This is a genomic window from Aurantimonas sp. DM33-3, assembly GCF_014334315.1.
GTDB lineage: Bacteria > Pseudomonadota > Alphaproteobacteria > Rhizobiales > Rhizobiaceae > Aurantimonas > Aurantimonas coralicida.
Window position 1 is genome coordinate 24,300 of the sequence record NZ_JACSGS010000003.1, and the last position, 12,373, is coordinate 36,672.

Consider the following 12,373-nt stretch of genomic DNA (forward strand, 5'->3'; position numbering starts at 1 on the left):
AGCATCGTCCCGAAGGATGCATCTGGTTTCGGGACGGGACACCGCATTGAGAGGGATCAAAATGCCTGTCACTCCAGCGGATCGGGCACTGTGATGGTCGACATCGCTCCTACAGGGCCGCAAGCCGCCGACACAAGCCGCTTTCTGGTCGAGGACGACCGGGCCGGCATCCGGCTCGACGCCTTCGTCGCCGCCGCCAGCGACGGCGCGCTGTCGCGCAGCCGCGCCCAGGCCCTGATCGCCGACGGCCAGGTCACCGTCGACGACGTCACCGTCACCGTCGGCAAGCGCAAGCTGGTCGCCGGCGAGATCGTCGCCGTCGACATTCCGCCGCCATCCGACCCCGAGCCCCTGCCCGAGCCGATTCCGCTGACCATCGTCTTCGAGGACGAACACCTCGTCGTGATCGACAAGCCGGCCGGCCTCGTCGTCCATCCCGGCCCGGGCAACTGGGCCGGCACGCTGGTCAACGCGCTGATCCACCATTGCGGCGACAGCCTCTCCGGCGTCGGCGGCGTCAAGCGGCCGGGCATCGTCCACCGTCTCGACAAGGACACCAGCGGCCTGCTGGTCGTCGCCAAGTCCGATGCCGCCCACCAGGGCCTTGCCGACCAGTTCGCCGCCCATGGCCGCGACGGCCGCCTGTCGCGCGCCTATCTGGCGCTGGTCTGGGGCGTTCCGCTGCGGCCCAGCGGCACGATCGACGCGGCGCTCGGCCGCTCCACCACCGACCGCGTCAAGCGCGCCGTCGTCGCCGCCGACCGTGCCGACGCCCGCCATGCCGTCACCCGCTTCAACCTGGTCAAGGCCTCGACGCTGGACGACGGCATCGCGTCGCTGGTCGAATGCGTGCTGGAAACCGGCCGCACCCACCAGATCCGCGTCCACATGGCGCATATCGGCCATCCGCTCGTCGGCGACGACGTCTATGGCGCCGGCTTCCGCAGCAAGTCGCGGCGGCTGGAGGACGACGCCCGCCATGTCGTCGAGCGCTTCGATCGCCAGGCCCTGCACGCCTTCCGGCTCGGCTTCGTCCACCCGGTCACCGGCGAGGATCTGGCGTTCCAGGCCGATTTGCCGGCCGATATGGTGGAACTGTGCGCCGCCTTCGGGATTTCTACTGGGTAAGACCCGTTGCCGAGGCCATTGGTGAGCGTTCGCGAACAGTTCGTTCAGCGCGCTGATCCCATGATCTTGCCGTGCAATCGGCCGGGGTAATCCCCATATCTGAAAGGTGCGGGCAGGCGCAGGCGGCCCGCACACCGACCGGCTTTCGCGAAAAGCGGTCGTCTGCAACGATGGAGGGCGCACATATGGCCCAAGCCAATCTCCCGAGCATCTCCTCGGGCGAAGCCGGCCTCAGCCGGTACCTTGAAGAGATTCGGCGGTTCCCGATGCTGGAGCCGCAGGAAGAATACATGCTGGCGAAGCGTTACGCGGAACATGACGACCGCGACGCAGCGCACAGGCTCGTCACCAGCCATCTGCGGCTCGTCGCCAAGATCGCCATGGGCTATCGCGGCTACGGCCTGCCGATCGGCGAAGTCGTGTCGGAAGGCAATGTCGGCCTGATGCAGGCCGTCAAGCGCTTCGATCCGGAGCGCGGCTTCCGTCTGGCGACCTATGCCATGTGGTGGATCAAGGCCTCGATCCAGGAATACATCCTGCGGTCCTGGAGCCTCGTGAAGATGGGCACCACGGCGAACCAGAAGCGGCTGTTCTTCAATCTTCGCAAGATGAAGAGCCGCATCCAGGCGCTGGACGAGGGCGATCTGCGCCCCGACCAGGTCTCGCAGATCGCCACCAATCTCGGCGTGTCCGACGAGGAAGTCGTGTCGATGAACCGCCGCCTGTCCGGCGACGCCTCGCTCAACGCGCCGCTGCGCGCCACCGAGGGCGAATCCGGCGAGTGGCAGGACTGGCTGGTCGACGACAGCGAGACGCAGGAAGACCTGCTCGCCCGCAACGACGAGCTCGACCAGCGCCGCGGCATGCTGCAGCAGGCCATGGGCGTGCTCAACGACCGCGAGCGCCGGATCTTCGAGGCCCGCCGCCTGGCCGAGGACCCGCTGACGCTGGAGACGCTGTCCGGCGAGTTCGAGATCAGCCGCGAGCGCGTGCGTCAGATCGAGGTGCGCGCCTTCGAAAAGGTCCAGAAGGCGGTGCGCGACACCGCCGACGCGACCAACCGGGCGCTGCGGACGGTCGAGCAGCCGGCCGCCTGATCCGGGACCACAGCGAGAATGAAGAAAGGGCCGGTCCGCAATCCGCGTGCCGGCCCTTTTCGCATGATGCACGCTCGAACGCTGCCGCGGCCCGCACCCGCCCCGCCCCGCCGTCAGGCGCGGCGGCGGTCAGGCGCGGCGGGTAATTCCCGTCAGGTCTTGGCCTTCCAGGCCTCGATCGCTTCCTTGAACACCCGGTCGCCCGGCACGCCCTTCTCGATCGACATCAGCGCCCGGCGGCCCGAGGCATAGGCGATCGGAATGTCGATCCACTGCTCGTTCTGCAGGAGCGCCATGTTGTTCTGCATCGCCTGTTCGAGATTGTTCAGGGCGATGATGAAGAAGCCGTCGGAGATCTTGCCCGCGACCCCGATCAGCGGCTCGCCGCGCGCCTGCTCGGAGGGCTTCAGCGCCAGCCGCTGGACGTTGGCGACACTACCGCCGGCGAAGTTCTCCGGCGTCGTGAACAGCAGCTCGATGACGTGGCTGGCCGGCAGCGTCGGGTCCGCATTGCGCCGGATGGTCATGGTCATCTTCAGGTTTTCGTCCGGGATCTCGGCTTCGGCCCGGATCGCCGGCTCGGGCGGCTGCCCTTCCGTCGGCGACTCGTTGACCACCGACCAGACGACGTCGCCGCTTTCCTGCGTGCCCGGAACCGTCTCGGTGCGCTCCTGGTAGAACACCGCGTCCTGCGCGACGCCCACCCCGTCCTCGGACGGATCGACGGCCGCGACCTCGGTCTCGCCGGCGGCCGCGTCCTCGGTCGGCGCGGCATCGGGCGTCTCCGCCGCGGTCTCGGCCGGCGTCTCCGGCGCACCGACGACTTCGGGATTCTCGCCGATCTCGCTGGCAATGGTCGGATTGCCCGACAGGTCCGGCGTCTCCACCGGCGAGGCGGCGGCGATGTTCGTGCCCTCGTCGAAGGCGTTCGGCGCGACCTCGGCCGGGCCCTCGTCGACCTCGGTGCCGTCCGGCAGCAGCCGCTGGGTGAACTGGCGCGTGGATTCCCGCGCCGGCGTCGTCGTCTCCGGCGCGGTCTCGCCCTCGGCGTCCGGCGTCTCGGCTGCCGGATCGACCGCGGCCACGTCGGTTCCGGCCTCGTCCGTCGGCGTCGGCGCGGGCGTGCCGTCGGCGTTGTTCGTGGCGATGGTCTCCAGGCCGGCCGGATCGACCAGCATCGCCTGGATTTCCTCGCGATACATCCAGCCGGCCGTTCCCAGCCCGCCGAGGATCAGCACGGCGGCAACGGCGGTGATCGCACCGCGATTGCCGGCACCGCCGGACTTGCGACGCTGGCGCGCTGAGTAGCGCGGCGCGGTCAGGTCGGCGGCGGGGATCAGGTCGTCGTCGGAGCGGATGCCGGCCGGCAGCCGATCCTCGTCGTCATGGGCATCGTCCGTCCCGGCAACGGCGGGCCCGGAGCGACCGCTCTCCTGCGACGGCACGATGAACGGCGCCCCCACGGCGGCGGGACGCGCCCCGCCCTCGGGCTCTTCCGCCGAGACCGGGAAGAAGGGCGGCGGATCGCTGCGCCCGGCATCCCTGGCCGGTCCGGGCCTGGCCGGCGAAGCCGCGCCTGTGCCGGCGCCGGCGCCCTGCGGCTTGGTCGGCGATGGCGTCGGGGTGGCGGGCGTCTCCCGCTCCCAGGCCGAATGCGTGTTGGCCCCGCCGGCGGCAGCGGCAGCGGTACCGGCGTCCGGGCGCCCACCGTCAAAGGAGGGTTCGATGCGGCTGTCCGACTGCGGCGCGCGCGGGCGCTCGGCCGGCGGCGTCTGCGGCCGCGGCGGTTCGGACGGCCGCAAATCGGACCGTGGAGACATCTCCTCGGAAGGGGCTGCCGGCGCATCGGCCGGCGCAGACGCGGGCGGCGCTGCGACCGGCGCCGCCGGTGCCGCTGCCGCGGGCTCGCCGCCATCGCCATCCTGGTCGAGATAATGCTGCTCGGTGCGCGCGATCGCGTCCTCGAGCGCCGACTGGCGTGCGGCGACAACCTCCTCGGCAAGAGGAGGATTGGCCGCCTGGATCTGCCGCTGGATCGCCGCGCGGGCTTTCTCGTAGACCTTCGCTCGCATCTGCGGCGTTGCGCGTGGCAGGCCATCGATGGTCTTGCGAAGTACGCCGCTCAAATCCGCCATGGATCGCAGTCACTCACTCGTCTTGATTTCTGGTGCGCCGGCGCCGGGACTCTAGTCCTGAAACGGATCGCGAACAAGTATTGTGTCGTCGCGCTCCGGCGAGGTCGACAGAAGCGTGACAGGCGCTTCCACCAGTTCCTCGATGTGCCGGACATACTTGATCGCCTGGGCAGGAAGATCGGTCCAGCGGCGTGCGCCGGCCGTGGTGTCGCGCCAGCCCTCCAAGGTCTCGAAGATCGGCTCGATGCGCTGTTGCTCGGCAAGACTTGCCGGCAGATAGTCTATCGTCTTGCCGTCGAGCTTGTAGGCGACCACGATCTTGATCTCGTCGAGGCCGTCCAGAACGTCGAGCTTGGTCAAGGCGAGGCCGTGGATGCCGTTCAGCGCCACCGCCTGGCGCACCAGCACCGCGTCGAACCAGCCGCAGCGGCGCTTGCGCCCGGTCACGGTGCCGAATTCGCGGCCCTTCTCGCCCAGGAACTGGCCGATTTCGTTGTCCTGCTCGCTCGGGAACGGCCCCTCGCCGACCCGCGTCGTGTAGGCCTTGGTGATGCCCAGGACGAAGCCGAGGCTCGACGGGCCGAGGCCGGAGCCGGCCGCGGCCTGCCCGGCCACCGTGTTGGACGAGGTCACGAAGGGATAGGTGCCGTGGTCGATGTCGAGCAGCGTGCCCTGCGCGCCCTCGAACAGGATCCGGTCGCCGGCCTTGCGCCGCTGGTCGAGCAGCCGCCAGACCCGGTCGATATAGGGGGTGATCTCGTCGGCGACCGAGGTCAGCTCGTCGAGGATCGCCGCCGGGTCGATCTCGCTCTGGCCGAGGCCGCGCCGCAGCGCGTTGTGATGCGCCAGCAGCCGCTCGATACGGCCCGGAAGGCTTTCGGGATTGGCGAGGTCCATCACCCGGATGGCGCGGCGGCCGACCTTGTCCTCGTAGGCCGGGCCGATGCCGCGGCCCGTCGTGCCGATCTTGGTGCCGGCGGCGCTGGCGTTTTCGCGGGTGGCGTCGAGTTCGCGGTGCAGCGACAGGATCAGCGCCGCATTGTCGGCGATCCGCAGGGTCTGCGGGCTGACCGAGACGCCCTGCTCCTGCAGGCGGTTCTTCTCCGCCACGAAGGCATGCGGATCGAAGACCACGCCATTGCCGATCACCGACAGCTTGCCCTGGCGCACGACGCCCGAGGGCAGCAGCGACAGCTTGTAGGAGACGCCGTCGACGACCAGCGTGTGGCCGGCATTGTGTCCGCCCTGGAAGCGCACGACCACGTCGGCCCGCTCCGACAGCCAGTCGACGATCTTGCCTTTACCCTCGTCTCCCCACTGGGAACCGACGACGACGACATTGGCCATGATTTGTCCTTCTCGCGAATGTTCGCCCCGCACCCTGCTGCCGAAGGCGCGCGGACTATAGTCAAGCGCCCGGCGCGAAGCGAGGCGGTCCTGCGGCGGACTTCCGACAATTTGGCCCGACATGCAAGCTGCGCGGCGGCGCGAAATGCCGGCCGCACCACTCGTCAGCGAACCTTATTTTATTCGCCCCTCTAGGCGCATCGTCCTGGCGCGCGTAAACGCGAAGCATGACGTCCTATTTCCGCAACGCCTATCTCGTCCTCGGCACCGTCGCCCTGTTCTGGGCCGGCAACGCCATCGCCGGCAAGCTGGCCGTCGGCCACGTCTCGCCGATGCTCCTGACCCTGATCCGCTGGACGCTGGCCTGCCTGTTCGTCGCGCCCTTCGCCTGGGGCGACGTGCGCCGCGAATGGCCGGAGATTCGGCGCAACCTGCCCTTCCTCTTCGCCCTCGGCGCGATCGGCTTCACCTGCTTCAACGCCATCTTCTATCTGGCGGTGAACTATACCAGCGCCATCAACGTCACCATCGAGCAGTCGGCCATGCCGCTGATCGTCTTCGTGGCGAACTTCCTTCTGTTCCGCACCGGCGTGACCCTGTTCCAGATCATCGGCTTCAGCCTGACCATCGTCGGCGTCGCCCTGACCGCCTCTCACGGCGAATTGTCCGCACTGCTCGCCCTCGACCTCAACCGCGGCGACGCGCTGATGATGCTCGCGGTGCTGATCTATGGCGGCTACACGGTGGCGCTGCGCTTCAAGCCGAAGCTGCACTGGCGCTCGACGATCTTCGTCCTCGCACTGTCCGCCCTCGTCGTCTCGGTGCCGCTGGCCGGCATCGAATGGGCCATGGGCCATACCCAGCTGCCCGACACCTCCGGCATGACCGCGGCGCTCTATACCGCCATCTTCCCGTCGCTGCTGGCGCAGGTTCTCTATATCCGCGGCATCGAGCTGATCGGCCCCAACCGGGCCAATCTCTTCGTCAATCTCGTCCCGATCTTCGGCGCCATCCTGGCGGTCCTGATCATCGGCGAGGAGCTGCACGCCTATCACGTCGCCGCCCTCACCTTCGTCCTCGGCGGCATCATGCTCGCCGAGCGGGGCGCCGCCCGCGCCCGCAAGGCGAGCGAAGCGTAAGCGACGCCCCGTAAGAAACGGGGCGCCGCGATCCTGGTCTCAGGCCTTTAGACGGTCGCTTCGGCAACGTCGAAGCGCAGCGGCTTGGCGCTGATGATCTCCTTGTGAGAGAGCACCGTCTTCAGAAGGTCCTCCGGCATCGGCGAATCCAGATACAGCAGCGCGATCGCGTCGCCGCCCGGACGGTTCCGGCCGAGCTGGAAGTTGGCGATGTTGACCCCGGCAGCGCCGAAGGTCGTGCCCAGAAGGCCGATGATGCCCGGCGCATCGTTGTTGGTCGTATAGACCATGTGCTGGCCGACCTCGGCGTCGAGATTGATGCCCTTGATCTGGATGAAGCGCGGCTTGCCGTCCGAGAAAACCGTGCCGGCCACTGAACGGGTCATCTTCTCCGTCGTCACGGTCAGCTTGATGTAGGTCTCGAACACGCCCGACTGGTCGCGGCGCGATTCCGTCACGTGGATGCCGCGCTCCTTCACCATGATCGGCGCCGAGACCATGTTGACGTCCGACACCTGGCTCTTGATCAGGCCCGACAGCGCCGCGCTGGTCAGCGCATTGGTGTTCATGCCGGCCACCGTGCCGTCATAGAGGATCTCGACCGAGGTGATCGGCTCCTCGGTGACCTGCCCGGCAAAGCCGCCGAGGATCTCGGCGAGCTTGACGAAGGGCGTCAGGATCGGCGCTTCCTCGGCGGTGATCGACGGCATGTTGATGGCGTTGGAGACGGCGCCGCGGACGAGATAGTCCGACATCTGCTCGGCGACCTGCACCGCGACATTCTCCTGGGCTTCCGAGGTCGAGGCGCCCAGATGCGGGGTGCAGACGACGTTCTCCAGGCCGAACAGCACCGAATCCGTCGCCGGCTCGGTCTCGAACACGTCGACGCCGGCACCGGCCACCTTGCCCGACTTGATCCCTTCGGCGAGATCGGCCTCGACGACGAGACCGCCGCGGGCGCAATTGATGATGCGCACGCCGTCCTTCATCTTGGCGATCGCCGCCGCGTTGATGATGCCCTTGGTCTTGTCGGTCATCGGCGTGTGCAGGCTGATGAAGTCGGCGCGCTTGAACAGCTCGTCGAGCTCGACCTTCTCGATGCCGAGCTGCGCGGCGCGCTCATGCGACAGGAACGGGTCGAAGGCGACGACGCGCATCTTCAGGCCGACGCCGCGGGTCGCCACGATCGAGCCGATATTGCCGCAGCCGATCACGCCCAGCGTCTTGCCGGTGATCTCGACGCCCATGAAGCGGTTCTTCTCCCATTTGCCGGCCTGGGTCGAGGCGTCGGCGGCCGGAAGCTGGCGGGCGACCGCGAACATCATCGCGATGGCGTGCTCGGCGGTGGTGATGGAATTGCCGAAGGGCGTGTTCATCACGATGATGCCCTTCCGGCTGGCCGCCGGGATGTCGACATTGTCGACGCCGATGCCGGCGCGGCCGATGACCTTCAGATTGGTCGCCGCCTGGATCAGCTTCTCGGTCGCCTTGGTGGCCGAGCGGATGGCGAGGCCGTCATACTGGCCGATGATCTCGAGCAGCTTGTCCTTGTCCTTGCCGAGATCCGGCATGTAGTCGACCTCGACGCCGCGGTCGGTGAAGACCTGGACGGCGGTCTTGGAGAGCTTGTCGGAAACGAGAACGCGAGGTGCCATGGGAATGGTCCTTTGAATGATGAGCGACGCGGTGGTCCGGCGTCGCGAAAACGATGAATGCTGTGAACTGGAACGAGGCGGCGGCCCCTCACCCCACACACGGATGAGGACGGTCCGAAGGATCGGGCGACGCGTCGCGAAAGCGCCTGAACGAGGCTTGCCGCGCGACGCCCCTTCCGGATCGCTCGCCCTTCGAGCCCGGAGCGGACATCCCTCCCCTTGCAGGGAAGGGAATGATCCGCGACCGGATCAGGCTGCCTTGGCGAGCTCGGCCTTCTGGGTCTCGAAGGCCCATTCGATCCACGGCATCAGCGCCAGGACGTCGGAGGTCTCGACCGTCGCGCCACACCAGATCCGCAGGCCCGCCGGCGCGTCGCGATAGGCGCCGATGTCGAGGGCGACGCCCTCCTTCTCCAGGAGCGACACGACGGCCTTCGAGAAGGCGTTCTGCGCGTCGTCGGAGAGATTGGCCACGGCCGGATCGGCGAAGGTCAGGCAGACCGACGTGTTGGACCGGGTCGCCTTGTCGGCGGCCAGGAACGCCAGGAAGGGATGCGTGTCGACGAAGCTCTCAATCACCGCCAGGTTCGCGTCGGCCCGTGCCTTCAGGGCCGGCAGGCCGCCGATCGACTTCGCCCAGCCGAGCGCATCGAGATAGTCCTCGACGCACAGCATCGACGGCGTGTTGATGGTCTCGCCCTTGAAGATGCCCTCGATCAGCTTGCCGCCCTTGGTCATGCGGAAGATCTTCGGCAGCGGCCAGGCCGGCTTGTAGCTTTCCAGCCGCTCGACGGCGCGGGGCGACAGGATCAGGACGCCGTGCGCCGCTTCACCGCCGAGCACCTTCTGCCAGGAGAAGGTCACCACATCGAGCTTGTCGTAGGGCAGGTCCTGGGCGAAGGCCGCCGAGGTCGCGTCGCAGATCGTCAGGCCCTCGCGGGTCGCCGGGATCGCGTCGCCATTCGGCACGCGCACGCCGGAGGTCGTGCCGTTCCAGGTGAAGACCACGTCGCGGTCGAAATCGACCTGTGCGAAGTCGACGATCTCGCCATAGGGCGCCTCGAAGACGCGGGCATCGTCGAGCTTGAGCTGCTTGACCGTATCGGTCACCCAGCCGGCGCCGAAGGATTCCCAGGCCAGCATGTCGACGCCGCGGGCGCCGAGCAGCGACCACATCGCCATCTCGACCGCGCCGGTGTCCGACGCCGGCACGATGCCGATGCGATAGTCGTCTGGCACGCCGAGAACCTCGCGGGTCTCGTCGATCGCCTGCTGAAGCTTGGATTTTCCGACCTTGGCGCGATGCGAGCGACCGAGCGCGGCATCGTTGAGCGCGTCGAGCGACCAGCCGGGTCGTTTCGCGCAGGGGCCGGAGGAAAAACGGGGATTGGCCGGACGCAGGTCCGGCTTCGCGGTATGTGCCATCAAAGCTATCCTCACAGATAGAAGCGCCTCGTTGGGGAGGCGTGTCCCGCGAATGGCGCTACTCCTGCGGCCGGCACCCGTCAAGCACATTCGGGCCGCGCGACGGCCCGTCACCCCTCACGTCCCTCCCCCGAACGCAAGAACGGCAGGCCCCGCAAGGCGCCCGCCGTTCCTCCATGAACTTGCTGTGACTGATGCCCTACCAGAGCGAATAGCGGATCGCGGCCTGGACCGAATGGCGCTGGAAGCCGTCATCCTCGGCGCTGAGGCCGAGCTGACCGTTGGCCGCGACATCGCCCGAATAGCTGTAGGCGTCGCCGCCATCGACATCGAGGAAGCGGTAGCCGAGATCGACCTTCAGGTTCCGCGAGATGTCGTAGGAGACACCGGCCATCAGCGAGTAGGCGAAGCGCCAGCTGGTGGCGCCGTCATAGCTCGCCTCGCTGTTGTAGAAGCTGTTCGCGCAGGCCGTGCCGTTGAGCGTGCAGCCATGCGAGACGTTGACGTCGTCATACTTGACCTTCACCGCACCGGCGCCGGCGCCGACATAGGGCGTGAAGCCGACGAAGGTGCCGAGATCGGCATAGGCATTGGCCATCAGTTCCAGGCCGGTCGCGCTGGCGCTGGTCGTGGAATCGCAGGACGCCTGGCTGGCCGTGCCGCCGGTCGCCGTCACGTAGTCGAAGCAGGAGCCGATCCGGTCGCCGCCGTCGATATCGGCCGACCAGTAGCGCGCGGTCAGGTCGCCGCGGAAATAATCGGTGAACTGGTAGCCGAAGCCGACGCCGAAGGACGCCGCGCCGTCCATCTCGAAGCCGTCATGGCCGGCACCGAAGGAATCGTACTCACCGGGCGCATAGGTCGGTCCGTTGCCGTAGCGCGCGAAGTCCGGCCGGTATTCGCGGCCGTTGACGTCGACGTCGGACTGGAAATCGTAGGAGACATCGCCGCGCAGATACCAGCCGCTGCCGATCTCGACGGGCTGCACTTCCGGCACGTCCTGGTAGATCGGGGTCTCGTAGATGGGCGGAAGGTCGGCGGCGCTCGCCACCGGCATGGTGAAGCCGATCAGCGCGGCACTGGCCATCAGTTTGGTTGCAAGGTTCATGGAGCCGCTTCCCGTTGCAGTCTTCGCTTCACGAGAAGTGCGGCACCGCACCCCTCGTCTCACCCGATCCTGCCGCAGAAAGATTAACGCGCGATTAACCCTGTTTCTTAACCGTAAACCTTTACGAAGGTTACGATCCCACCGGCGATGACGGCCGCGAACGCCGCACGAAAAAGGCCGCTGCCCGAAGGCAGCGGCCCGTCTCATGCGCGGCCTTTGCAGGCAGGCTTACTTGTAGATCGGCTCTTCGTAGATCGGCGCCGGCTCTTCATAGAGCGGGGTCGAGGCGTAGATCGGCTCGACGACCTTGCCCTTGCCCTTGCCGAAGCCGCCGAAGTCGCCGCCGCCGCCGCCGCCGCCGAACTCGTAGCGCAGGCCGGCGCGCACGGCGTGGATGTTGAAGCCGTTGTCGCTGCCCTGGACGCCGGAAGCGCCGAAGCTGCGGTCGAGCTCGTCGTAACCGAAGGCGTCACCGCCCGAGATCCGGGTGTAGCGGTAACCGGCGTCGAACTTCAGCTTGTGGGTGATGTCGATGCTGGCACCGGCGCTGAGCGACGAGGCGAAACGCCAGCTCGACTTGCCGGCATGCACGCCGACATAGTTGGTCGCCGGGCAGTTCGGGTTGGAGCCGCAGACGATCTCGTTGGTCTGGTCGTCGTATTTCACATGGGCAAAGCCGAGGCCGGCGCCGACATAGGGCGTGATGCGGCCATAGGTGCCGAGATCGACATAGGCGTTTGCGAGAGCCGTCCAGATCGAGACCTTCGAGCTGTCGTCGTAATAGCAGCCCGCATTGGCCAGGATGTTGTAGCTCTGCTGCACCTGCGTGTTGCAGTTGCTGCGGCCGTCGACATCGGTCCGGAAGTAATCGACGGTCGCGTCGACGCGCAGATGATCGGTGAAGCGGTAACCGACACCGACGCCGAAGGAGGCGGCGCCCTTCGTCTCGATCGAATCGTAGTGGAAGACGTCGTCGACGAACTGGACGCCCGGATCGATGTTCCAGCCGTTGTAATAGCCGTCGGTCTTGGACTTGAAGACGTAGCCGACGTCACCGCGCAGATACCAGCCGCCCGTGGCGACTTCTTCCACGATCACCGGAGCCGGCGGCGGGAAGTAGGGCTGCTCTTCGATGATGTCGGCGGCCTTGGCGAAGCTGCTGAAGGATGAGACCGCGCCGATCAATGCCACGGTCGTCAAAAGGCGAGATTTCATTGCTCTCATCTCCGATTCGATCCGGCGGCCGGGATTGGCAGACGCCGTTACCTTAACGAAGACGGTAAATCGGAATGGTTAATACGAAGTTTAACGAAGAGCCGGCCTTCAGAACTTGGTGACC

Annotated in this window: 9 protein-coding genes; 3 read left to right on the forward strand and 6 right to left on the reverse strand. The window is 67.2% G+C overall.

Going from position 1 to position 12,373, the window contains the following annotated elements:
- The first annotated feature begins 93 nt into the window (after positions 1-93).
- Positions 94-1,128, forward strand: coding sequence for an RluA family pseudouridine synthase (locus H9Q09_RS05110; protein WP_187390179.1), 1,035 nt, complete (start codon positions 94-96; stop codon positions 1,126-1,128).
- Between the two features lie 185 nt (positions 1,129-1,313).
- Entirely contained in the window at positions 1,314-2,225 is a 912-nt protein-coding gene (gene rpoH, locus H9Q09_RS05115; RefSeq protein ID WP_009208764.1) for an RNA polymerase sigma factor RpoH, read from the forward strand.
- A 152-nt stretch (positions 2,226-2,377) separates the two neighbouring features.
- Here rpoH and H9Q09_RS05120 read toward each other — a convergent pair whose 3' ends face one another.
- Together H9Q09_RS05120 and H9Q09_RS05125 are read right to left on the reverse strand one after the other, a co-directional pair.
- Positions 2,378-4,360: a hypothetical protein gene (locus H9Q09_RS05120; RefSeq protein ID WP_187390180.1), complete on the reverse strand. Its 1,983-nt coding sequence runs from the start codon at positions 4,358-4,360 to the stop codon at positions 2,378-2,380.
- A 51-nt stretch (positions 4,361-4,411) separates the two neighbouring features.
- Positions 4,412-5,707 carry an adenylosuccinate synthase gene (locus H9Q09_RS05125; protein WP_024348836.1) on the reverse strand — a complete coding sequence of 432 codons (1,296 nt, stop codon included), beginning with the start codon at positions 5,705-5,707 and terminating at the stop codon, positions 4,412-4,414.
- A gap of 227 nt (positions 5,708-5,934) precedes the next feature.
- Between H9Q09_RS05125 and H9Q09_RS05130 the strand changes: the two genes are divergently transcribed.
- Entirely contained in the window at positions 5,935-6,846 is a 912-nt protein-coding gene (locus tag H9Q09_RS05130; protein WP_024348837.1) for a DMT family transporter, read from the forward strand.
- A 47-nt stretch (positions 6,847-6,893) separates the two neighbouring features.
- Here the strand turns inward: H9Q09_RS05130 and serA are convergent, their stop codons facing one another.
- The 4 genes from serA to H9Q09_RS05150 all read right to left on the reverse strand — a co-directional run bounded on the left by serA (position 6,894) and on the right by H9Q09_RS05150 (position 12,249).
- Positions 6,894-8,501 carry a phosphoglycerate dehydrogenase gene (gene serA, locus H9Q09_RS05135; RefSeq protein ID WP_187390181.1) on the reverse strand — a complete coding sequence of 536 codons (1,608 nt, stop codon included), beginning with the start codon at positions 8,499-8,501 and terminating at the stop codon, positions 6,894-6,896.
- A 249-nt stretch (positions 8,502-8,750) separates the two neighbouring features.
- Positions 8,751-9,926 (reverse strand): phosphoserine transaminase, encoded by a 1,176-nt coding sequence (locus tag H9Q09_RS05140; protein WP_187390182.1) that lies wholly within the window; start codon positions 9,924-9,926, stop codon positions 8,751-8,753.
- A gap of 199 nt (positions 9,927-10,125) precedes the next feature.
- Positions 10,126-11,034 carry an outer membrane beta-barrel protein gene (locus tag H9Q09_RS05145; protein WP_024348840.1) on the reverse strand — a complete coding sequence of 303 codons (909 nt, stop codon included), beginning with the start codon at positions 11,032-11,034 and terminating at the stop codon, positions 10,126-10,128.
- Between the two features lie 228 nt (positions 11,035-11,262).
- Positions 11,263-12,249 carry an outer membrane protein gene (locus H9Q09_RS05150; RefSeq protein WP_246716019.1) on the reverse strand — a complete coding sequence of 329 codons (987 nt, stop codon included), beginning with the start codon at positions 12,247-12,249 and terminating at the stop codon, positions 11,263-11,265.
- Positions 12,250-12,373: the final 124 nt, after the last annotated feature.

What these genes read in the sequence shown, in the direction of transcription:
- H9Q09_RS05110 (WP_187390179.1), top strand. Translation starts at nt 94, where the DNA reads ATGGTCGACATCGCTCCTACAGGGCCGCAAGCCGCCGACACAAGCCGC.
- rpoH (WP_009208764.1), top strand. Translation starts at nt 1,314, where the DNA reads ATGGCCCAAGCCAATCTCCCGAGCATCTCCTCGGGCGAAGCCGGCCTC.
- H9Q09_RS05120 (WP_187390180.1), bottom strand. Translation starts at nt 4,360, where the DNA reads ATGGCGGATTTGAGCGGCGTACTTCGCAAGACCATCGATGGCCTGCCA.
- H9Q09_RS05125 (WP_024348836.1), bottom strand. Translation starts at nt 5,707, where the DNA reads ATGGCCAATGTCGTCGTCGTCGGTTCCCAGTGGGGAGACGAGGGTAAA.
- H9Q09_RS05130 (WP_024348837.1), top strand. Translation starts at nt 5,935, where the DNA reads ATGACGTCCTATTTCCGCAACGCCTATCTCGTCCTCGGCACCGTCGCC.
- serA (WP_187390181.1), bottom strand. Translation starts at nt 8,501, where the DNA reads ATGGCACCTCGCGTTCTCGTTTCCGACAAGCTCTCCAAGACCGCCGTC.
- H9Q09_RS05140 (WP_187390182.1), bottom strand. Translation starts at nt 9,926, where the DNA reads ATGGCACATACCGCGAAGCCGGACCTGCGTCCGGCCAATCCCCGTTTT.
- H9Q09_RS05145 (WP_024348840.1), bottom strand. Translation starts at nt 11,034, where the DNA reads ATGAACCTTGCAACCAAACTGATGGCCAGTGCCGCGCTGATCGGCTTC.
- H9Q09_RS05150 (WP_246716019.1), bottom strand. Translation starts at nt 12,249, where the DNA reads ATGAAATCTCGCCTTTTGACGACCGTGGCATTGATCGGCGCGGTCTCA.